Genomic DNA, 23,483 nt, shown 5'->3' with positions numbered 1-23,483 from the left:
CCTGCGGATAGACAGCCGCCATGCCGTCGGCTGTCAGGGTCCTGATCCATCGGGGCTTGGTGACCTTGCGGGCTTCGGGACTGGCTGGATCGCGGAAGCGGAAGGGCACATCGACGGCATAGTCGTCGAGATCCTTCTTCTGGTCGGGATTGAAGTGGACCCTGAAATTGTCGACCAGGGACCTGGCCGCCTTGCCGAATCCGCGATTGGCCGGGAGTTCGGAGATGATGTCGCAGCGGGTCAGGCCACCAGTCTTGTCGAACCCGCAACGCAAGGCGACCTGGCCGGTGCCGGCGTCCTTGGCGTTGGCTGGCCAGGCGGCGCGAACCTGCTCGGCGCTGGGCGTGGCGTCCCACGGCGGGTCCAGCACCAGCCCGTTGCCGCCTCCCCTGGGCAGGCTGTCGCTACGAAAGCCCTTCCAGACGATCGGGATCACCACGTCGTCGCTGACCACCGGCTTGCCGCCGCGGATCTTGGGCGTCATGCGAAACTGCGGCGCCAGCTGCAGGGCGGCCAAGCCAAAGCCCAGGCCGGGTGGCGTCTCGCTCGCCACCACGCATTTTTGCAGGAAGCCCTCGATGCTGAGCTGGCACTTGATGCTGGCGGAGCCATCGACGCCCTTCTTGGCCGCCGCCACGGGGAAAACCGCCCCCAGATCCTGGGCCGTCGGCTTCTTCATCCAGTCGGGATTGGAGTCGCCGGGCGCGAGCCACCGGAAGTTGGTGAGGAAGCGCCGGCCGACGATGGATTGGCCATTGCGGTCCTTCGTCTTGACCCGCTCCTTGGTCACCAGGGCCATGGCGGCCTCGCCGAAGCCCAGGCCCTCGGGGTCTTCCTTGAAGATGCGGCAATCGACCTCGCGGCCCTGGTCGTCGGCGGTGCAGTCCAGCACCGCCCCACCGCTGACCTTCTGATCGGCGGCGGCCTTGGGATAGGTGGCGGCGATCTCGGTCGGCGTCACCTGGCGCGCGGTGACCTGCCGGACCTCGTCCTTCGGCGCGTCCTGCGCCGCCGCGGCGCCTGCCAGCGCGAGGGCGGACATCATCGCCAAACCCCAGACCTTCATGCTTTCCCCCCGGACCTCTCAGACGCGCATCCCCTACGGCCTGAAGTTGAGCATCTAGGGCTTTCCGGCGGGGCGCGCCAGTCCCCCGCTATCGTGTCCGAGGGTGTTCCCGTGCGGCCCGCGACCGCCTATCTTGCCCGTCATGACCGACACGCTCGCGCCTGATTCCGCCGCCGCTCCCATCCCTGGTGAAGAAGGCGCCGCCCGTCCCCTGACCCAGGACGGACCGGCCGTGCGGCTGTTCCTGGTGGACGGCTCGGCCTACATCTTCCGCGCCTACCACGCGCTGCCGCCCCTGACCCGCAAGAGCGACGGCCTGCCAGTCGGCGCGGTGCAGGGCTTCTGCAACATGCTGTGGAAGCTGCTGCGCGACATGCAGGGCGACGCGCCCACCCACCTGGCGGTGATCTTCGACCATTCGGAGAAGACCTTCCGCAACCAGCTCTATGACAAGTACAAGGCCCACCGCCCGCCGCCGCCCGAGGACCTGATCCCGCAGTTCGCCCTGGTCCGCGACGCCACCCGGGCGTTCGGCGTGCCGAGCATCGAGCTGGCCGGCTACGAGGCCGACGACCTGATCGCCGCCTATTCGTGCGCCGCGCGCGACCTGGGCGGCGAGGCGGTGATCGTCAGCTCCGACAAGGACCTGATGCAGCTGGTCGGCGAAGGCGTGTCGATGTTCGACCCGATGAAGGGCGCGCGCATCGACCGCGAGCAGGTGTTCGAGAAGTTCGGCGTCTATCCCGAGCGGGTCGTGGACGTGCAGTCGCTGTGCGGCGACAGCGTCGACAATGTTCCGGGCGCGCCGGGCATCGGCATCAAGACCGCCGCCCAGCTGATCAACGAATATGGCGACCTCGATACGCTGCTGGCCCGGGCCGGCGAGATCAAGCAGCCCAAGCGCCGCGAGACCCTGATCGAGTTCGCCGACCAGATCCGCCTGTCGCGACAGCTGGTCCAGCTGGACTGCGGCACGCCGCTGCCCGAGCCGATCGACGACCTGACCGTGCGCGAGCCGGACAAGCAGGTGCTGGCCGATTTCCTGGAGCTGATGGAATTCCGCTCCCTGGCCCGCCGGGTCGGCGACGGCAACGCCTCGGCCGCGCCCCGCATCCTTGGCCAAGGGCTGGGGGACCGTCCGGCCGCCACGCCGACCGCTCCGGTGCTGGGCGTGTCGTACATGGGCGCCGCCGCCCGGGCGGCCGCCAATCCGGTCGCCGAGCCGGCGAGCATCGACACCGCGACCTATGTCCGCATCCAGGACCTCGAGACCCTGAACGCCTGGGTCGCCAAGGCCACGGCCAAGGGGATCGTCGCCTTCGACACCGAGACCGACGCCCTGTCCTCGGCCACCGCCGGCCTGTGCGGCGTCTCCCTGGCCATCGCGCCGGGCGAGGCCTGCTACATCCCGGTCGGCCACTGCGAGAAGGACGGCCTGGCGCTGGAGGCGGCCGCCGACCTGGTGCAGGTGCCGCTGGACCAGGCGATCGCCGCCCTCAAGCCGCTGCTGGAGGACCCGGCGGTGCTGAAGGTGGCCCAGAACGCCAAGTACGACATCGCCGTCCTGGCCCGCCACGGGATCGACGTGGGTCCGATCGAGGACACCATGCTGATCAGCTACGTGCTGGAGGCCGGTCTGCACGGCCACGGCATGGACGAGCTGTCGGAGCTGTGGCTGGGCCACAAGCCCATTCCCTTCAAGCAGGTCGCCGGCTCCGGCAAGGGCCAGATCAGCTTCAAGCACGTGGGTCTGGCCGAGGCCACGGCCTACGCCGCCGAGGACGCCGACGTCACCCTGCGGCTCTACAACGTGCTCAAGCCGCGGCTGGCGCGCGAGGGCCTGCTGACCGTCTACGAAACCCTGGAGCGTCCGCTGCCCAAGGTGCTGGCGGCGATGGAGAACGACGGCGTCCGCGTTGATCCGGAGACCCTGCGGCGGCTCTCCAACGAGTTCTCGATGCGCATGGCCGAGTTCGAGGCCAAGGCCCAGGAACTGGTCGGCCGCCCCTTCAACCTGGGCAGCCCCAAGCAGATCGGCGACGTGCTGTTCGGCGAGATGGCCCTGAAGGGCGGCAAGAAGACCGCCACCGGCCAGTGGTCCACCGACAGCGACGTGCTGGAAGCCCTGGCCCTCGAGCACGAGCTGCCGCGCGTGCTGCTGGACTGGCGCCAGCTGTCCAAGCTGAAGGGCACCTATACCGAGAACCTGATCGCCGCGATCGCGCCGGGGGGCGGCAACCGGATCCACACCTCCTACGCCCTGGCGGCCACCACCACCGGGCGGCTGTCGTCGTCCGACCCCAACCTGCAGAACATCCCGATCCGCACCGAGGAAGGCCGCAAGATCCGCAAGGCCTTCATCGCCGCGCCGGGCAAGGTGCTGATCAGCGCCGACTACAGCCAGATCGAGCTGCGCCTGCTGGCCCATATCGGTGACATCCCGCAGTTGAAGAAGGCCTTCCAGGAGGGCCTGGACATCCACGCCATGACCGCGTCGGAGATGTTCAACGTGCCGATCGAGGGCATGCCCAGCGAGGTGCGCCGCCGGGCCAAGGCCATCAATTTCGGCATCGTCTACGGCATCAGCGCCTTTGGCCTGGCCAACCAGCTGTCGATTCCGCAGGGCGAGGCCGGGGCCTATATCAAGACCTATTTCGAGCGCTTCCCGGGCATCCAGGCCTATATGGAGGCGACCAAGGCCTTCGTGCGCGAGCACGGCTACGTCACCACCATCTTCGGCCGGAAGATCAACATCCCCGACATCGGCGGCAAGTCGGTGGCCCACCGGCAGTTCGCCGAGCGGGCGGCGATCAACGCCCCGATCCAGGGCGCGGCGGCCGACGTCATGCGCCGGGCCATGGTCCGGATGCCGGGCGCGCTGAAGGCGGCGGGGCTGTCGTCGAAGATGCTCTTGCAGGTGCACGACGAACTGGTGTTCGAGGCCCCCGAGGCCGAGGCGCAGGCCACGATCGAGGTCGCCCGCGAGATCATGCAGGGCGCCGCCGAGCCGGCGGTGGCCATTTCGGTGCCGCTGACCGTCGAGGCCCGGGCCGCCGCCAACTGGGACGAGGCCCACTAGGGGGCTCTGGAGCAAATAATTTTTGCTCCTGCGCGCACGCCGCCTCCGGTAGAGCCTTACGTAAGGGAAATGTCCCAAGCCCTTTGACCGTGCAATCTTGGATGTCGCGGAGGGGCTTCGGCCAGCCGACGGAAGGGTCCTGTGGGGCGCAGGTGCGACCTTCCGCCACGCTACGGTTAATGTCGTGGAAACCGCGCGCGCCGCAGAGCTGGGACTGCGACGCGTGCTTTCGGACGTTCTAAATACCCGTGGTCTCTGAAGTTTTCGCGCTCGTGGTCCATAACGGAGAGCGGCCGTGAACCTTGGCGATCTGAAAATCCCCCACAAGCTTCTGGCGGTCTTCGCCGTCATGTTGACCGCGATCGCGGTGATGGGCGTGACGCTTTACGCCAATCAGCGGGGATACGAGGCTTCGGTCGATCGCACCGGACGGGCCCACGAATCGCTGCGCGCCGCCGACACCGCCGCCTTCCGCCTGACCCGCCAGGAAAACTCGCTGCGAGGCTTCCTGCTCTCGGGCGACGACTACTACGTCAAACGGCTGGAAGAGGCCCACAAGCCCAAGTTCCTGGCCGCCCTGGACGACCTGCGCAAGCTGGCCAATGGCGACGAGGCCGACCTGGCGCGCATCGCCGACGTCGACGCCGCCTATGCCAGCTACCGCACCCAGGCCATCTCGCCCGGCGAGACCCTCGGTCGCGATCCGGCGACCCGTCCGCAGGCGGTTGAACTGGTCAAGCACGACGGCGTCGCCGACAAGGCCGTCGAGCCGGTCGAGAACGCCATCGAGGCGATCGTCAAGCAGTCCGAGGCCATCGTCGTCGCCGAGGCGGCCGCGCAGAAGAAGGCCTCCCTGCACGCCAAGCTGGCCCTGATGATCGGCATCGGCGTCACCATCGCCGTCGCCCTGGGCGGCGGCCTGCTGCTGACCGGCGCCATCGCCGGCCCCGTGGCGGCCATGACGGCGGCCATGCGCCGCCTGGCCTCGGGCGACAACGGCGTCGACATTCCGGCCGCCGGCCGCCGGGACGAGATCGGCCAGATGGCCGCCGCCGTCGCCCACTTCAAAGAAGCGGCGATCGAGAAGATCCGCATCGAGGGCGCCGCCGCCAGCCAGCGCCAGGCCGCCGACACCGAGCGCGCCGCCGTGGCCAGCGAGAAGGCCGAGGTCGAGCGCAGCGACTCGGTCAACATCGCCGCCCTGAACGAGGCGCTGGACCGCCTGGCGGGCGGCGACCTGACCCACCGCATCACCATTCCGTTCTCGCCCAAGGCCGAGAGCCTGAAGTCCAACTTCAACGCCGCCGCCGACCGCATGCAGGACGCGATGAAGGCCATCGCCGCCGCCACGGGCGGGGTCAACAGCGGCGCCGACGAGATCGCCGTGGCCTCCGACGACCTGTCGCGCCGCACCGAGCAACAGGCCGCCAGCCTGGAAGAGACCGCCGCCGCCCTGGACGAGATCACCGCCACGGTGCGCAAGACCGCCTCCGGCGCCAAGGAAGCCTCGACCGTCGTCGCCGTCGCCCGGAGCGACGCCGAGAAGTCCGGCACGATCGTCGGCCAGGCGGTCAGCGCCATGACCGAGATCGAGACTTCGTCCAACCAGGTCAGCCAGATCATCGGGGTGATCGACGAGATCGCCTTCCAGACCAACCTGCTGGCGCTGAACGCCGGCGTCGAAGCGGCGCGAGCCGGTGACGCCGGCCGCGGCTTCGCGGTGGTGGCGCAGGAAGTGCGGGCCCTGGCCCAGCGTTCGGCCGAAGCGGCCCGGGAGATCAAGACCCTGATCTCGACCTCGACCCAGCAGGTCGGGGCCGGCGTGGCCCTGGTCGGCCAGACCGGCGAGGCGCTGCGGCGGATCGTCGACCAGGTCGCCTCGATCGACACCCTGGTCAACGAGATCTCGGCGTCGGCCACCGAGCAGGCCACCGGCCTGAACCAGGTCAACACCGCCGTCAACCAGATGGACCAGGTCGTCCAGCGCAACGCCGCGATGGTCGAAGAAGCCACCGCCGCCGCCCATTCGCTGAAGGGCGAGGCCAGTCAGCTGTCGACCCTGGTCGGCCGCTTCCGGGTCGGCGCCGAAGCCGCCGCGCCGGCCTCGCGCGGCAGCGCTCCGGCCCGCCCCAACACCTCGGTCCGCCCGGGCCGTCCCGCGCCGTCCCGCGGCGGCGCGGCGGTGGCGGTCAGGAACGACGAATGGGAAGAGTTCTGATCCGGCGACCGATCAGCAAAGACCCATCGGCGAAACAGCAAGGGCTCCTCGGCGATCGAGGGGCCCCTTTCGTTCGGGCTCAGTACCAGCCCGCCTCGCGCAACGCCCGGGCATAGGCCCGGCTGACCGGGGCCTCGACGCCGCTCTTCAGGGTCAGGGTGGCGCGACCGTCGCCGCGCCGGGCCTGCTCCACGGCGTCCTTGGCCACCCACCACGAGCGATGGGTCTGGGCCCCCTCGATGCCCTCCAGCTCGGCCACGGCGTCGGACAGCCGCAAGAGGATCAGGTCCTGCCCCTTCGAGGTGTGCAGGCGCAGATAGTGGTCCTGCGCCTCGACGGCGTAGATGTCGCCGCCGCGCAGGCGCGGGGGCAGGCGTTCGAGGAAACGGGGCGGCGCCGCCGCCGGCGGAGCGGCGTGGGTCAGGGCCGCGCGGTGGCCGGCCAGCATCATCAGGGCGGTCATGCCGCTGGTCATCACCAGGGTGACGCCGAGATAGGGGCCCAGATTGTGCGAGGTCAGGGCGGGCCGGCCCGACAGCAGCCAGTTCAGCAGCATGAAGATCGGCGTCAGCACCGTGACGATGACCAGTCCGCGCAGCCACGGCGACTGAACGCCCAGCGACGCCTCGCCCAGCAGGCTCATATGGACCGAGCCGACGATCGCCCCCAGCACCGACAGTCCGATCCAATAGATCAACCGGGGAACCAGCGGCACGCCGCCGCTGCCCAGGGCGCCGATCAGGGCCAGGAACAGGCCGGCCACGACCGCGACCGCCAGGGTGCGGACCAGGCGGCGCAGGCCCAAACGCTTCAGGAACGCCGCCATTGACGCTTCGCCAACGGCGGCCCATCGCCATCCACGAACTCCAGACGGCTTTCCACGCACCTTCGAATGACCCCCGAGCCTGTCGGTCCTAAGCCGGATTCGACCTTGATCGCCCAAAGCGGCGCGATCGCATCGGGAGAAACAAGATGTCCGACACCCAAGTGTCAATCGGTCCGGTCCGCTTTCTGCGCACGCTGCTCATCGGCCTGGCCGTGACGGTGGCCCTGGTCCTGGCGGCGGGCGCGGCGCGAGGCGTGGGGCCGGTCGCCATCTGGAACCAGTTCACCCACCTGGCCGGCCACCTGCACGCGCCGGATTTCGGCCTGCTGGCGGTCGCGCCGATCCAGATCCGCCTCCACGTGGCGGCGGTGAGCGCCGCCCTGGTGGTCGGGATCGTGCTGATGCTGGGCGTGAAGGGCGATACGGTCCACCGGACGCTGGGCTGGACCTGGGTGATCGCCATGGCGACGGCGGCGATCTCGTCGCTGTTCATCCATCGGGCCAACGGGGCGTTCAGCTTCCTGCACCTGTTCGCCGGCTGGACCCTGATCGCCCTGCCCATGGGGGTGTTCGCGGCCCGCAAGCACAACATCCGCCTGCACGGGCGGACGATGACCGGCCTGTTCGTCGGCGGCCTGCTGATCGCGGGCGCGGCGGCCTTCCTGCCCGGCCGGCTGATGTGGCGGATCGTGTTCGGCTGACCTCGGACGAAACGCGCTGCGCTTGCCACATCGGCCGGGCTGGGCCTACGAACGGTCAAGCAACGCGCGGATCGCAGAAATATGACGTCGCAAGTTCGTGCCCCCCGAGCCCAGCCTACCCCTCGGGCAAAGGCGGCCGGACGGGGCCGGCCGTCCAAGGCCGCCGGCCGGGACCTGAAGGAGACCATCCTCGACGCCGCCGAGGGGCTGTTCGCGCGCCACGGCTTCCACGGGGTGACCATCCGCCAGGTGGCGGCCGAGGCCGGCGTCGACACCGCCCTGATCCACTACTATTTCGGCGCCAAGCGCGAACTGTTCGACGCGGTGTTCCTGCGCCGGGCCGAGATCCTCAACACCGCCCGCGGTCTGTCGATGGACGCCTACGAGAAGAGCCACGCCGGCCGGATGACCGTCGAGGGGGTGATCGAGGCCTTCATCGAGCCCTTGCTGCGCATCTCGCAGGACGGCGGCCAGGGCTGGAAGAGCTATTTCGCCCTGGTGGCGCAGGTGAACAACACCCCCGCCTGGGGCGGCGAGACCATGGCGCGGTTCTTCGACCCGGTCGTCCATCGCCTGGTCGAGACCCTGAAGGTCGTTCGTCCGGACGCGGAGTATCGCGACCTCTACTGGAGCTACCAGTTCCTGACCGGCTCGATGATGCTGGCCCTGTCGGAGACCGGCCGCATCGACTCCCTGTCCGAGGGCCAGTGCCATTCCAGCGACCTGGGCGCGGTGCGGGCCCGGCTGTTCGCCTACTGCGCCGCCGGCTTCGAGGCGGTGATCGACCGCGCGCCAAAGGCCTGATTCTCACCTTTCCCGGCTTCGCGGGACCGTGGAACCGTCATTTCATCACTTAGTGAAAAAAGACTAGCGCGAAACTCGCGTCTGGGTGACAGTGCTCTCCAATTCGCGGGGCAATGAATTCGCGAGCGCCGGGAAGTGCGTCCGTTCAGCGGGGCCGTCCGGCACGGGACGGAACGCATAGGGGAGGGGAAACCCAATGAAAACGATGCTCAAGTTCGCCTTGATGGCGGGCGCGGCCTGGTCCGCGACGGCCACGGTCGCGACGGCTCAAGATCAAACGCCCGCCGGCGCCAATTCCGCTTCGGTCGAGGAACTGGTCGTCACAGCCCGTCGCCGCGAGGAAACCCTCAAGGACGTGCCGGTGGCCGTCTCGGCCTTCAGCGCCGAGACCCTGGAGCGCCAGGGCGCCAACGACATCACCACCCTGTCGCAGACGACGCCGAACATCACCGTGCAGACCGCGCGGGGCTCGAACTCGACCCTGATCTCCTACATCCGCGGCATCGGCCAGCAGGACCCGCTGTGGGGCTACGAGCCCGGCGTCGGCCTCTATGTCGACGACGTCTACATCTACCGCCCGCAGGGCGCGGTGCTGGACGTGTTCGACGTCCAGCGCATTGAAGTGCTGCGTGGCCCGCAGGGCACGCTGTACGGCCGCAACACCATCGGCGGCGCCATCAAGTACGTGACCAACAAGCTGGGCGACGAGGCCGGCGCCAGGATCAAGGGGACCTACGGATCCTACAACCAGACCGACCTGCTGGTCTCGGGCCAGACCCCGGTCGGCGGCGGCCTGTCGGTGGGCGGCGCCTACGCGCTCTACAAGCGTGACGGCTACGGCAAGAACCTGACCAGCGGCAACGACCAGTACAACAAGGACGTCCAGGCCTATCGCCTCAGCGCCGAATACGCCCCGACCGACGCCCTGTTCTTCCGCCTGGCCTACGACAAGGTGAAGGACGACTCCAACGCCCGCCACGGTCACCGCGAACTGCCGGCCCTGGTCGGCGGCTACAAGGTGTTGGACGTCTATGACACCCAGGCGGGCCTGAGCGACGACAACTCGGTCGAGACCGAAGGCGTGTCGCTGACCGGGTCCTGGGCGGCGAGCCAATATCTGACGCTCAAGTCGATCACCGCCAGCCGCAAGGGCCACACGGACACCCACATCGACTTCGACGGCACGCCGCTGCCGACCCTCGATGTGCCGGCCACCTACGACGACCGCTCGTTCTCGCAGGAGCTGCAGGCCGTCTACGCCGACGAAAACGTCCAGGGCGTGTTCGGCCTCTACTACATGAACAGCCAGGCCTCGGGCGAGTTCGACACCATCGCCGGCAATCTGGGCGTGGCCATCGCCGACGGCGGCAAGGTCAGCACCCAGAGCTTCGCGGCCTTCTTCGACGTCAGCGCCAACTTCACCGACCGGTTCAAGGTCTCGCTGGGCGCCCGCGCCACCCGCGACCACAAGCGCAGCAACACCTTCCGCCTCTTCTATCTCGGCGCCACGCCCACCCCCTATCAGGGCGGCACGCCGCGCCCGATCCTGCAGGTGCGCACCAACTACAGCGCCGAGAAGACCTTCGAGCAGTTCACCCCGCGGCTGTCGGCTTCCTACGAGCTGACCGACGACCTGAACACCTACATCTCGTACTCCAAGGGCTACAAATCGGGCGGCTGGGACATGCGCGGCGACGCCTTCCTGACCCCGCAGACGGTCGACGGCTACCAGCCCGAAGTGGTCAACGCCTACGAGGCGGGCCTGAAGGGCTACCTGTTCGACCGCCGCCTGTCGTTCGCCTCGGCCGTCTTCCTGTCGAAGTACAAGGACCAGCAGGTCACCACCCAGGTCGTGGTGCCCAGCGGCATCGCCAGTTCGGTCGACAACGCCGGTTCGTCCACCCTCTACGGCGCCGAGTTCGAGGCCCAGGCCAAGTTCAGCGCCAACCTCTCGGGCACGGTGGCGTTGGGCTACATCCACGCCAAGTACGACACCTTCAGCCGCTTCGTGCCGGCGGGCGCGCCGAACCCGGTGAACCCGTCGCAAACGATCCCGGCCGGCGGCCAGATCGTCAACGTCGCCGACCTGTACGGCTTCCAGAACACGCCGGAATGGACGGGCAATGTCAGCCTGACCTGGCAGGGCGACCTCGCCGGTGGCCGACTGATGATCACCCCGATGGTCAGCTATCGCGACAGCTACCAGCAGTTCGAGCTGCCGCTGCCGCTGCTCGACCAGAAGGCTTTCACCCTGGTGGACCTGACCGCCAGCTGGGCGCCCGACAGTGGCCGCTACAAGATCTCGGTGGCGGGCAAGAACCTGACCGACGAGCGCTATCGCATCGGTGGCTATAACTTCGGCGTACCCACCTACAACAACTCGGTGATCGGCTTCTACGGCCCGCCGCGCACCTACTCCGCCTCGCTCGAGGTGAAGTTCTAAACCTTCTCGACCCTCCACGACTCGGCGACGGCTTGCTGCAACAGGCCGTCGCCGTTTCTCTATCGGCGACACGAATCGCGGGCGGACCCTTCTCGATGAGCGACAGGCAGAGCGACACCCCGGCCGGCCGTGGCCCACGCTACCGCTACGTCGTGCTGGCGATGCTGATCCTGGCCTACACCTTCAACTTCCTGGACCGGCAGATCCTCGGCATCCTGGCCGGGTCGATCAAGGCCGAGCTGAACCTGACCGACACCCAGCTGGGCCTGATGGGCGGGGTGGCCTTCGCGGCCCTCTACACCACCCTGGGCGTGCCGATCGCCTGGCTGGCCGACCGGGTCAGCCGCACCTGGATCATGACCGCCGCCCTGACCATCTGGAGCGGCTTTACCGTCGCCTGCGGCTTCGCGGGCGGCTTCTGGTCGCTGTTCCTGTCGCGGATGGGGGTCGGGATCGGCGAGGCCGGCGGCGTGGCCCCGGCCTATTCGCTGATCAGCGACTATTTCCCCAAGTCGCAGCGGGCCCGGGCCCTGGCGGTCTATTCCTTCGGCATCCCGCTGGGCACGGCGCTGGGCGTGCTGTTCGGCGGGCTGATCGCCGCCTATGTCAACTGGCGCTTCGCCTTCATCGCCGTCGGCCTGGCCGGCGTGGTGCTGGCCCCAGTCTTCAAGTGGGTGGTCAAGGACCCGGCGCGCGGCGGCATGGATCGCGAGGACGGCGCCGCGGTTCCCGCCACGCCGCCCAAGGCCCCCGGCATGGGCCAGGTGCTGGCGACGATCCTGCCCAAGCCCAGTTTCTGGCTGCTGGCTTTCGGCGCGGCCTCCTCGTCGATCTGCGGCTACGGCGTGGCCTTCTGGCTGCCGACCTTCTTCCAGCGCAGCTTCGGCCTGGACCTGACCGAACGGGCGATGTTCTACAGCGCCCTGTCGCTGATCGGCGGCGTGGCCGGCATCTGGTTCGGCGGCGTGCTGGCCGACCGGTTCGGGACGCGCAACAAGGCCGCCTACGCCCTGGCCCCGGCGCTCTGTTTCCTGGTGGCCCTGCCGTGCTTCCTGCTGGCCATGAACGTCCATTCGCTGGTCTGGGCCTTCCTGCTGTTCCTGATCCCCACCGGCCTCAACCTAGCCTGGCTGGGTCCGGTGATCGCCGCCGTGCAGCACTTGGCCCCGGCCTCGATGCGGACCACCACCTCGGCCCTGTTCCTGTTGATCAACAACCTTCTGGGCCTGGCGGTGGGCCTGTGGTTCTTCGGTTACGTCTCCGATCTGCTGGCCCCGCGCTACGGGGCGGAGTCGATGCGCCACGCGCTCTATTTCGGTCTGGGCTTCTACGTGCTGAGCGCCATACTGCTGATCCTGGCCTCGCTGCGGCTGAAGCGCGACTGGGTCGAGTAGCCGCGCCGATCGGAGCGCCACCGTTCCGACACGTTCAGGTTACAAGAGCGCGCTGACGAACGCGGGACTATGACCATGGGCGGCGACGACCGGCACATCTTCCACGACCCCTCCGGACGCCGGGACCGGCGAATGCGGTTGGTGCTGGGGATCACCCTGTCGGCCCTGGCCGCGGTGGTCGCCGCCTTCCTGGCCACCCTGGCCTTCGCCCCGCGCCTGCCGTCGGTGACGCTGAAGGACCCGCACGTCCTGTCGTCCCTGCACGACGCGACGGCCCATCGGCTGAAGCCGAACCTGGCCTGGCGCAAGGTGCCCCATCCGGCCGCCGCGCCCGGGGCCGGGCCCGCCCGCCCGATCAGCGTCGGCTTCTACGTCAGCTGGGACGAGGACTCCCGCGAGTCCCTGCGCCGCAACATCGACAAGCTGGACGTGGTCTCGCCCCAGTGGGTGGCGCTGAAGGGCTCGGCTGGCGACGTGGTGGTGGACGACGATCCGCAGGGCGTGGCCCGCATCGCCGCCGCGCCCAACCATCCGGCCGTGCTGCCGCTGGTCCACAACTCGGCCAACGCCAAGTTCGACGGCCCGCTGGCCGACGCCCTGCTGGCCGACCCGGCCGCTCGCCGCAAGCTGGTGGCGAACCTGGCCGACCTGGCCGTCAAGCGCGGCTACGGCGGCTATGTCTTCGACCTGGAGAACCTGTCGGACAAGGGCCTGGCGAACTATCCCAAGCTGCTGGACGAGGCGCGCGCCGTCCTGAAGCCCCAGGGCCGCGAGGTGTGGGTCACCGCGCCGTTCGACGGCCAGGGCTGGCCGCTGAAGCGCCTGCAGGACGCCGCCGACACCCTGGTGCTGATGGCCTACGACCAGCACTACGCCGGCGGCGACCCGGGCCCCAACGCCGGCCAGGACTGGTACGAGACCGAACTGGCCAAGGACTTCGCGCAGCTGGACCCGGCCCGCGCCATCCTCGCCCTGGGCGCTTACGGCTACGACTGGACGCTCGCCCAAGGAAAAGAGGGGGGCAAGGCGGCGGGCGGCAAGCCGGTCGCCGGCGACGCGGTGACCTTCCACGAGGCGATGCGCAACGCCCAGGACGCCGGCGCCGACATCGCCATGGACGAGAACGCGCTGAACCCGACCTACGACTATGTCGACGACAGCGGTAGCAAGCACCGGGTGTGGTTCCTGGACGCCACGACCCTGTTCAACCAGGTCAAGGTCACCGACGGCTGGCGGCCGCGCGGCTATGGTCTGTGGCGGATGGGCATGGAGGACCCCGGTGTCTGGAGCGTGCTGGGCAAGCCCTACGGCCAGGCTTCGGCCGCCGCCCTGACGCGGATTCCGGCCGGCCAGAGCGTCGATTTCGACGGCGGCGGCGAGGTGCTGCGGGTCTCGGCCCTGCCCACCCCCGGCAAGCGCACCCTGACCTTCGACCCCGACACCGGCCTGATCGCCGACCAGAGCTACGACGCCATCCCCAGTTCCTACGTCATCGAGCGCTACGGCCAGAAGCCGGGCCTGGTGGCCCTGACCTTCGACGACGGCCCCGACGCCCGCTGGACTCCCAAGATCCTCGACATCCTGAAGGAGAAGCGGGCGCCGGCCACCTTCTTCGTCATCGGCGAGAACATGCAGACCCGGCCCGACCTGGTGAAGCGGGCGGTGGCCGAGGGGCACGACGTCGGCAGCCATACCTGGACCCACCCCAATATCGGCGAAATCCCCATCGCCCAGACCGACGTCGAGCTGAACGCCACCCAGCGCCTGTTCGAGGTGATCACCGGCCGCTCGATGCGGCTGTTCCGTCCGCCGTTCTTCGGCGACGCCGAGCCCTCGACCCCGCACGAGGTGGCGCCGCTGGTGATCGCCCAGACCCTGGGCTACCTGGTCGTCGGCCTGCGCATCGACCCCGACGACTGGCAGAAGCCGCCGTCCCAGACGATCATCGACCGCACGCTGGAGCGCCTCGACCATCCCGGCGACCGGCCAGGCCAGGTGGTGCTGCTGCACGACGCCGGCGGCAACCGGGCCAACACCGTCGCGGCGCTGCCGGGCCTGATCGACGCCATCCGGGCCCGAGGCTACCGCCTGGTGACGGTCGGCGAGCTGGCCGGCATGACGCCCGCCCAGGTGATGCCGGTCAGCGATCGCGACCCGGTGGCCCTGACCCTGGACCGGGTTGGCTTCGGCTTGTTCCGTGCACTGAAGACCGCGCTCACCGCCCTGTTCCTGACCGCCATCGCCCTGGGCCTGGCGCGGCTGGTGTTCCTGGCCTGCCTGGCCCTGGTCCACCGCTGGACGGCCGTGACGCCGCAGGACGCGGACAGCGAGAACGGCCCGCTGGTCAGCGTGCTGATCCCCTGCTTCAACGAGGAGAAGGTGATCGCCGCCTCGGTGGCGCGGATCCTGGAGTCCGACTGGAAGAACCTCGAGGTGCTGGTGCTGGACGACGGCTCGTCCGACGCCACCGCCGAGGAGGTTCGCAAGGCCCACGGCGACAACCCGCGCGTCACCCTGCTGAGCTTCGAGAACGGCGGCAAGGCGCGGGCGGTCAATCGCGGCCTGGCGGTGGCCAAGGGCGAGTATGTGGTGGCGCTGGACGCCGACACCCTGTTCCCGCCCAAGACCATCGGCCGGCTGATGCGCTGGTTCGCCAACCCGACCATCGGCGCGGTGGCCGGCAACGCCATCGTCGGCAACCGCCTCAACATCGTCACCCGCTGGCAGGCTCTGGAATATGTCACCGCCCAGAACCTGGAGCGCCGGGCGCTGTCGGCCCTGGGCGCGGTGACGGTGGTGCCGGGCGCGGTCGGGGCCTGGCGCAAGAGCGTGCTGGACGAGCTGGGCGGCTATCCGTCCGACACCCTGGCCGAGGACCAGGACCTGACCATCGCCTGCCAGCGGGCCGGCTGGAAGGTGGCCTTCGATCCCGACGCCCGGGCCTATACCGAAGCGCCCGACACCGTCGCCGGCCTGCTCAAGCAGCGCTTCCGCTGGTCGTTCGGCACCCTGCAATGCGTCTGGAAGCACCGGGCGGCGCTGTTCAATCCAAAGACCCCGGCCCTGGGTTTCGTGGCCCTGCCGCAGATCTGGCTGTTCCAGATCCTGCTGGCCGTCGCCGCGCCGCTGGTCGACCTGGCGGTGGTCTGGAGCCTGATCTCCGGCGTCTACGGCGCGATCGCCCATCCGGTGGAGTGGTCGCCCGACGACACCATCCGGGGTCTGCTGTACTGGGCGGTGTTCATCCTGGTCGACCTGTCGGCCGGGGCCCTGGGCATGGCCCTGGAGAAGCGCGCGCCGTGGGCCGACCTGCCCTATCTGCCGGTGCAGCGCTTTGGCTACCGGCAGCTGATGTACTATGTCGTCGTCAAGTCGGTGCTGACCGCCGCGCGCGGCGGCCGGGTCGGCTGGGGCAAGCTGGAGCGCCGGGCCACGGCCACGGTCAAGACCGGAGGGTAGGGCCTCAGGCTTGCCAGCCCGCCGCCGTCGTGGCCTAGCTTTGGTCAAAACCAGAGCGGGAAGAAACCATGCGAGCGGCGATAGCGGCGGCCCTGATGTTGGCGACGGCGAGCGGGGCCGGCGCCTTCGCGGCGGAGGCGCCGACGGGCGGGCATCCGATCCTCCAGGTCCAGCTCGGCCCGCAAATCCAGACGCCGGTCTCGGGCCGCCTGCTGGTCTTCGCCCAGCCGCTGGCCGTGGCCAAGGCGGCCGCCAAGGACGGCAAGGTCACCCGGGTCGAACCTGACCTGTTCGGGGCCGAGAAGGGCAACATCTCGGCTCGCGAGGTCGCCACCGTCCAGCCTGGCGCGGTGATCGACATCGACCTGGACGGCATCGCCGCGCCCCAGGCCTTTTCCCAGCTGCCGCCCGGCGACTACGCCGTGCAGGCCGTGCTCGATCAGAACCACAGCTACAACTATAACAGCCGGGGCCCGGGCGACCTGGTCAGCCCGGTGGTCGAGCTGAAGCTGCCGCTGGCGGCCGGGGTCAAGCTGACCCTGGAAACCGTCGAGCCGGTGACCGATCCCTGGAACCTGCCGGCCAGCGTCTCCGAGACGCGCCGCGCGCTGCGGGTCGCGCTGCGGCCGCACGCCCACGAGATCGCCTTCGTCAGCCCGGCGCTCAGCGCGTTCTGGGGCCGGCCGATCACCCTGAAGGGCTGGGTGGTGACGCCGCCGGGCTACGAGGCCGGCAAGGACCGCTATCCGACCGTCTATTACACCACCGGCTTCGGCGGCACCGCCAACTCGCTGGTCGGCGTCGGGGCGAGCGTGTTCGACGGCATGGCCAAGGGCAGGACGCCGCCGATGATCTGGGTGCTGCTGGACGAGAGCAGCGCCACCGGCACGCACGAGTTCGCCGACGGCGTCAACAACGGCCCGTGGGGCGCGGCCCTGACCCAGGAGCTGATCCCCGACCTCGAGAAGCACTGGCGCATGGACGCCAAGGCCAGCGGTCGCTTCCTCAACGGCCACTCCTCCGGCGGTTGGGCGACCCTGTGGCTGCAGACCCGCTATCCGAAGGTGTTCGGCGGCACGTGGTCGACCTCGCCCGACTCCAGCGACTTCCACGACTTCAGCGGCGTCGACCTCTACGCGCCGGGCGCCAACCTCTATTTCAAGCCCGACGGCTCGACCTGGCCGATCGCCCGCGACAAGGGCAAGGTCCTGGCCTCGTCGCGCGACGCCACCCTGATGGAAGAGGCGCTGGGCGAGTACGGCGGCCAGATGCGCTCGTTCGACTGGGTGTTCTCGCCGCGCGGCCCCGACGGCCGGCCGATGCCGATGTTCGACCGGGCGACCGGCGCGGTCGATCCCGTCGTCGCCGCCTACTGGCGCGACCACTACGACATCGCCGAGCGGCTGAAGCGCGACTGGCCGGCCCTGAAACCCGACCTGGACGGCAAGGTCCACCTGATCGTCGGCACGGCCGACACCTTCTATCTGGACGGCGCGGCCCATCGGCTGGAGGCGGTGATGAAGGGGCTGGGGGCGAAGACCGACTTCCGTTACCTGGAGGGCCGCACCCACTTCGACCTCTATGTGGTCGGCGACGACGACCGGGCCCTGCTCGACCAGATCGCCTGGGAGATGTACGCGGTCGCCCGACCGGGCGCGAAACCGCCGACCAGTGTTCCGCCGGTCGGTCGGGGCCCGGGCGGGTCGAATTGACCTCGTGGTAGCGGTAACGTAGTCGCGCGACCCAGGAGCTCCCTGAACAGGCGGGGTTACGTCCGGGAAGTTCGCGGTCGCGGGAAAAGTCCAACCCGTTCCGAGCATGGACGACTCCAGCCCACTTTTACGCAAGAGGCGGCTATTCGGTCCAAGCGCGGTTGCGCCTGCGAAATCACGCTCCTATAACCCGGCCACATTTCAGAAGCCGTCGTCGAGACCGGTCCCTCATGAACATTCACGAACACCAAGCCAAAGCCGTCCTCGCGGAGTTCGGCGCCCCAGTTCCGCGCGGCTATCCCGCCTTCACCGTCGAGGAGGCCGTCGCCGCCGCTGAAAAGCTGGGTGGTCCGGTGTTCGTCGTTAAAAGCCAGATCCACGCCGGTGGCCGCGGCAAGGGCAAGTTCGAGGGCCTCGGCCCCGACGCCAAGGGCGGCGTCCGCGTCGTCAAGTCGGTCGCCGACGTCAAGGCTTCGGCCGAGGAAATGCTCGGCCGCGTGCTGGTGACCCACCAGACCGGTCCCAAGGGCAAGCAGGTCAACCGCCTCTACATCGAGGAAGGCGCGGCCATCGCCAAGGAATTCTACCTGTCGCTGCTGGTCGACCGCGAGACCTCGATGGTCTCGGTGGTCGCCTCGACCGAAGGCGGCATGGACATCGAGGACGTCGCCCACGACACCCCCGAGAAGATCCACAGCTTCTCGATCGACCCGGCGACCGGCGTCTGGCCGACCCACGCGCGCGCCCTGGCCAAGGCCCTGGGCCTGACCGGCGGCCTCGCCAAGGAAGCCGCCACCCTGCTCAACCAGCTCTATGCGGCGTTCCTGGCCAAGGACATGGCCATGCTGGAAGTGAACCCGCTGATCGTCACCGCCGACGACCACCTGCGGGTCCTGGACGCCAAGGTGTCGTTCGACGGCAACTCGCTGTTCCGCCACCCGGACATCCGCGAGCTGCGCGACGAGACCGAGGAAGACCCCAAGGAAATCGAAGCCAGCAAGTTCGACCTCGCCTACATCGCCCTGGACGGCGAAATCGGCTGCATGGTCAACGGCGCGGGCCTGGCCATGGCCACCATGGACATCATCAAGCTGTACGGCGCCGAGCCGGCCAACTTCCTCGATGTCGGCGGCGGCGCCAGCAAGGAGAAGGTCACCGCGGCCTTCAAGATCATCACCGCCGACCCGGCCGTCAAAGGCATCCTGGTCAACATCTTCGGCGGCATCATGCGCTGCGACATCATCGCCGAGGGCGTCATCGCCGCGGTGAAGGAAGTCGGGCTGACGGTTCCGCTGGTCGTGCGCCTCGAGGGCACGAACGTCGAACTGGGTAAGAAAATCATCTCGGAAAGCGGCCTGAACGTCATCGCCGCCAACGATCTGTCCGACGGCGCCGAAAAGATCGTCGCCGCCGTGAAGGGTGCTCGCTAAATGTCGATCCTCATCGGTTCTGAAACCAAGGTCATCTGCCAGGGCATCACCGGCGCCCAGGGCACGTTCCACTCCGAGCAGGCCATCGCCTACGGCACCAAGATGGTCGGCGGCGTCACCCCCGGCAAAGGCGGCCAGACCCACATCGGCCTGCCGGTGTTCGACACGGTCGGCGAAGCGCGCGAAGCCACCGGCGCCGACGCCTCGGTGATCTACGTCCCGCCGCCCTTCGCGGCCGACTCGATCCTGGAAGCCATCGACGCGGAAATCCCGCTGATCATCTGCATCACCGAAGGCATTCCGGTGCTGGACATGGTCAAGGTGAAGAAGGCCCTGCAAGGCAGCAAGTCGCGCCTGATCGGCCCCAACTGCCCCGGCGTCCTGACCCCGAACCAGTGCAAGATCGGCATCATGCCGGGTTCGATCTTCTCGAACGGCTCGGTCGGCGTCGTCTCGCGCTCGGGCACCCTGACCTATGAAGCCGTGTTCCAGACCACCAATGCGGGCCTGGGCCAGACCACGGCCGTCGGCATCGGCGGCGACCCGGTCAAGGGTACCGAGTTCATCGACATCCTGGAACTGTTCCTGGCCGACGAAGCCACCAAGTCGATCGTCATGATCGGCGAGATCGGCGGCTCGGCCGAAGAGGAAGCCGCCCAGTTCATCGCCGACGAAGCCCGTCGCGGCCGCAAGAAGCCCATGGTCGGCTTCATCGCCGGCCGCACGGCGCCTCCCGGCCGTCACATGGGCCACGCCGGCGCGATCATCTCGGGCGGCAAGGGCGGCGCGGAAGACAAGATCGCAGCGATGGAGGCCGCGGGCATCCGCGTCTCGCCGTCGCCGGCGCGCCTGGGCGAGACCCTGCTCGAGGTGCTCAAGGGCTAAGACGACACCGAAACCCCGCCCCACGCGGGGCCCAGGTTTTTCCGACCGCCAGTCGACGATCCGAAAAAATCACCTGGGCCCCGCCGATCGGCGGGCGCCCGGTGAATGAGAGACTATATTTACGGCCCTGGGCTACGGGTGCGTAACGGATCTTAAGGCGAACACGATGGCGGACGACGCGGGTATCATCAATCAGGTCTTGACCGAGACCTCATTCCTCTACGGAGCCAATGCGGCTTTCGTCGAGGATCTCTACGCCCGGTGGGCGGAGAACCCCGCTTCGGTCGAGCCCTCTTGGGCCGCGTTCTTCGCCACGCTCTCGGACCAGGCCGACCAGGTCAAGCGCGCCGCGCAGGACCCGGCCTGGACGCCCCGGCAGGCGCCGGCCGTCCGCCCCGAATGGCTGTCGGCCATCGACGGCCTGTGGCCGACCGTGGCCCCCGCCGTCGAAGCCAAGATGACCAAGGCCATCGAGGCCAAGGCTCCGGGCACCTCGGCCGAAGCCGTCCGCGCCGCCACGCTGGACAGCCTGCGCGCCATCATGATGATCCGGGCCTACCGGATGCGCGGCCACCTCGCCGCCAACCTCGACCCGCTGGGCCTGGAGCCCAAGGCCTCGGCCCCCGAGCTCGACCCCTCGACCTACGGCTTCTCGGAAGCCGACTACGACCGTCCGATCTTCCTCGACTTCGTGCTGGGCCTCGAGACCTCGACGATCCGCGAGATCCTGTCGATCCTGCGCCGCACCTACTGCGACAATGTCGGCGTGCAGTACATGCACATCTCCGACCCGGCCGAGAAGGCCTGGCTGCAGGAGCGCATCGAGGGCCGCGACAAGGAGATCGTGTTCTCCAAGGAGGGCAAGGTCGCCATCCTCAAGAAGCTGATCGAGGCCGAGGGCTTCGAACGCTTCCTGCACAAGCGCTTCCCCGGCACCAAGCGCTTCGGTCTCGACGGCGCCGAAGCCTGCATCCCGGCGCTGGAGCAGATCATCAAGCGCGGCGGTTCGCTGGGCGTGAAGGACATCGTCCTGGGCATGCCGCACCGCGGCCGCCTCAACGTGCTGGCCGCCGTGATGGGCAAGCCCTACCACGTGATCTTCCACGAGTTCCAGGGCGGCACCAGCCTGCCCTCGGACGTCGAGGGGTCGGGCGACGTCAAGTACCACATGGGCGCCTCGTCGGACCGCGAGTTCGACGACAACAAGGTCCACCTGTCGCTGACCGCCAACCCGTCGCACCTGGAAATCGTCAACCCGGTGGTGATCGGCAAGGCCCGCGCCAAGCAGGCCTTCACCCTGCGCGAACAGCCCGACGCCGGTCGCGGCCACGTGCTGCCGCTGCTGCTGCACGGCGACGCGGCCTTCGCCGGCCAGGGCGTGGTGGCCGAGTGCTTCACCCTGTCGGGCCTGAAGGGCTACCGCACGGGCGGCACCATCCACTTCATCGTCAACAACCAGATCGGCTTCACGACCAACCCGCGCTATTCGCGCAGCTCGCCCTATCCCTCGGATGTGGCGCTGATGGTCGAAGCCCCGATCTTCCACGTCAACGGCGACGACCCCGAGGCCGTGGTCTTCGCGGCCAAGGTCTCGACCGAGTATCGTCAGATGTTCGCCAAGGACGTGGTCATCGACATGTTCTGCTACCGCCGGTTCGGTCACAACGAAGGTGACGACCCGACGATGACCCAGCCCTTGATGTACGCCAAGATCAAGGACCACATCTCGACCCGCGAGATCTACGGCCGCCGGCTGATCGCCGAGGGCGTGGCCTCGCAAGCCGAAGTCGACGGCTGGGTGACCGAGTTCGAGACCTTCCTCGACAAGGAATTCGACGCCGGCAAGGCCTACAAGGCCAACAAGGCCGACTGGCTGGACGGCAAGTGGAAGGGCCTGGCCCTGCCCGGCGACGAAGAGCGCCGGGGCAAGACCGACGTCGCCAAGACCAAGCTGCTCGAGATCGGCCGCCAGATCACCACGATCCCCGAGCGCCTGAACGCCCACAAGACCGTCAAGCGGGTCATCGACAACCGCCGCGAGGCGATCGAGAAGGGCGAGAACATCGACTGGGGCACCGCCGAGCACCTGGCCTTCGCCACCCTGCTCGACGAGGGCTTCCCCGTCCGCCTGTCCGGCCAGGACAGCGTGCGCGGCACCTTCACCCAGCGCCATTCGGACATCATCGACCAGACGACTGAAGAGCACTACACGCCGCTCAACAACATCCGTCCGGGCCAGGCCCACTACGAAGTCATCGACTCGGCCCTGTCGGAAGAGGCGGTGCTGGGCTTCGAGTACGGCTTCTCGCTGGCCGACCCGAACACCATGACCCTGTGGGAAGGCCAGTTCGGCGACTTCGTGAACGGCGCCCAGGTGGTCATCGACCAGTTCATCAGCTCGGGCGAGCGCAAGTGGCTGCGGATGAGCGGCCTGACCATGCTGCTGCCGCACGGCTACGAAGGCCAGGGCCCCGAGCACAGCTCGGCCCGCCTGGAGCGCTTCCTGCAGTCGTGCGCCGAGGACAACATGCAGGTGGTCAACCTCACGACCCCGGCCAACTACTTCCACGCCCTGCGTCGCCAGATGCACCGCGAGTTCCGCAAGCCCTTGATCGTCATGACGCCCAAGAGCCTGCTGCGCCACAAGAAGGCGGTCTCCAACCTGGCCGACATGGCCGAGGGCTCCAGCTTCCACCGCGTGATGATCGACGGGGCCGAGGCCGGCTGTGACGTCGGCGGGATCACGCTGAAGAGCGACGACAAGATCACCCGCGTCATCGCCTGCTCGGGCAAGGTCTATTTCGACCTGATCGACGCCCGGGCCAAGGCCGGCCGTGACGACGTCTACATCGTGCGCCTGGAGCAGTTCTATCCGTGGCCGCTGAAGTCGGTGCTGGGCGTGCTCGGCCGCTTCAAGAACGCCGAACTGGTCTGGTGCCAGGAAGAGCCCAAGAACATGGGCGGCTGGACCTTCGTCGATCCGTGGCTCGAGCTCAGCCTCGACCGCCTGGACGTCAAGGCCAAGCGCGCCCGCTACGTGGGTCGTCCCGCCTCGGCCTCGACGGCCGCCGGCATGATGAGCCGCCACCTGAAGGAACTTGAAAACTTCCTCACCGAAGCTTTCGCCTAAATCCCGCCGCCCCCGTCCCAGGCTTGCCGAAGGACGAGGGCGGGCCAAGACTACGAACCGAACCCAGAAGAGACATCGGAACCCCACATGGCCGACATCATGACCCCCGCCCTCGGCGAATCCGTCACCGAAGCGACGGTGGCGCGCTGGACCAAGAAGGCCGGGGAGGCGGTGAAGAAGGACGAACTGCTCGTCGAACTGGAAACCGACAAGGTCAGCCTCGAAGTCGTGGCCCCGGCCGACGGCGTCCTGGTCTCGATCAGCGCCGAGGAAGGCGCGACCGTGGTTCCCGGGACCGTGCTGGGCGTGGTGACCGAAGGCGGCGCGGCGACCGCC

General features: G+C 68.6%; 14 protein-coding genes. 12 read left to right on the top strand and 2 right to left on the bottom strand.

Features of this window, described 5'->3' with window-relative positions; genetic code table 11:
- A partial coding sequence (locus PMI01_RS26115) for an energy transducer TonB (RefSeq protein ID WP_193352452.1) occupies window positions 1-1,045 on the bottom strand: 1,045 nt, incomplete at its 3' end.
- A gap of 163 nt (window positions 1,046-1,208) precedes the next feature.
- Here PMI01_RS26115 and polA point away from each other — a divergent pair.
- Window positions 1,209-4,145 carry a DNA polymerase I gene (gene polA / locus PMI01_RS15455; protein ID WP_007670600.1) on the top strand — a complete coding sequence of 979 codons (2,937 nt, stop codon included), beginning with the start codon at window positions 1,209-1,211 and terminating at the stop codon, window positions 4,143-4,145.
- A gap of 295 nt (window positions 4,146-4,440) precedes the next feature.
- Window positions 4,441-6,363, top strand: a complete 1,923-nt coding sequence (locus PMI01_RS15450; protein ID WP_007670598.1) for a methyl-accepting chemotaxis protein — start codon at window positions 4,441-4,443, stop codon at window positions 6,361-6,363.
- Between the two features lie 79 nt (window positions 6,364-6,442).
- Here PMI01_RS15450 and PMI01_RS15445 read toward each other — a convergent pair whose 3' ends face one another.
- A complete protein-coding gene (locus PMI01_RS15445; protein WP_007670597.1) occupies window positions 6,443-7,189 on the bottom strand; it encodes a LytTR family DNA-binding domain-containing protein in 747 nt (248 codons plus the stop codon).
- 146 nt (window positions 7,190-7,335) lie between these two features.
- On the opposite strand from PMI01_RS15445, the gene PMI01_RS15440 reads away from it, so the two are divergent.
- From PMI01_RS15440 to PMI01_RS15395, 10 genes are all read left to right on the top strand, one after another.
- Window positions 7,336-7,890, top strand: a complete 555-nt coding sequence (locus tag PMI01_RS15440; protein ID WP_007670596.1) for a DUF2306 domain-containing protein — start codon at window positions 7,336-7,338, stop codon at window positions 7,888-7,890.
- Between the two features lie 81 nt (window positions 7,891-7,971).
- Window positions 7,972-8,694, top strand: a complete 723-nt coding sequence (locus PMI01_RS15435; protein WP_007670594.1) for a TetR/AcrR family transcriptional regulator — start codon at window positions 7,972-7,974, stop codon at window positions 8,692-8,694.
- A 196-nt stretch (window positions 8,695-8,890) separates the two neighbouring features.
- Window positions 8,891-11,137: a TonB-dependent receptor gene (locus tag PMI01_RS15430; protein WP_007670592.1), complete on the top strand. Its 2,247-nt coding sequence runs from the start codon at window positions 8,891-8,893 to the stop codon at window positions 11,135-11,137.
- Between the two features lie 95 nt (window positions 11,138-11,232).
- Window positions 11,233-12,531: a spinster family MFS transporter gene (locus PMI01_RS15425; RefSeq protein ID WP_007670590.1), complete on the top strand. Its 1,299-nt coding sequence runs from the start codon at window positions 11,233-11,235 to the stop codon at window positions 12,529-12,531.
- 69 nt (window positions 12,532-12,600) lie between these two features.
- On the top strand, window positions 12,601-15,990 hold the full coding sequence (locus PMI01_RS15420) for a glycosyltransferase (protein ID WP_238537067.1): 3,390 nt from the start codon (window positions 12,601-12,603) through the stop codon (window positions 15,988-15,990).
- 68 nt (window positions 15,991-16,058) lie between these two features.
- Entirely contained in the window at window positions 16,059-17,702 is a 1,644-nt protein-coding gene (locus PMI01_RS15415; protein ID WP_007670587.1) for an alpha/beta hydrolase, read from the top strand.
- A 230-nt stretch (window positions 17,703-17,932) separates the two neighbouring features.
- Entirely contained in the window at window positions 17,933-19,132 is a 1,200-nt protein-coding gene (sucC, locus tag PMI01_RS15410) for an ADP-forming succinate--CoA ligase subunit beta (protein WP_007670586.1), read from the top strand.
- Window positions 19,133-20,017 carry a succinate--CoA ligase subunit alpha gene (sucD, locus tag PMI01_RS15405; protein ID WP_007670585.1) on the top strand — a complete coding sequence of 295 codons (885 nt, stop codon included), beginning with the start codon at window positions 19,133-19,135 and terminating at the stop codon, window positions 20,015-20,017.
- 166 nt (window positions 20,018-20,183) lie between these two features.
- Window positions 20,184-23,147, top strand: a complete 2,964-nt coding sequence (locus tag PMI01_RS15400; protein WP_007670584.1) for a 2-oxoglutarate dehydrogenase E1 component — start codon at window positions 20,184-20,186, stop codon at window positions 23,145-23,147.
- Between the two features lie 87 nt (window positions 23,148-23,234).
- Window positions 23,235-23,483 (top strand): biotin/lipoyl-containing protein (locus tag PMI01_RS15395; RefSeq protein ID WP_007670583.1); only part of this gene is annotated, 249 nt, incomplete at its 3' end.

Origin of the sequence: Caulobacter sp. AP07, from assembly GCF_000281955.1 — a bacterium.
In the GTDB taxonomy this organism is placed as follows: Bacteria; Pseudomonadota; Alphaproteobacteria; order Caulobacterales; family Caulobacteraceae; genus Caulobacter.
Note: the sequence above shows the minus strand (reverse complement) of the source record. Positions and strands in the feature narration are given on the sequence as shown.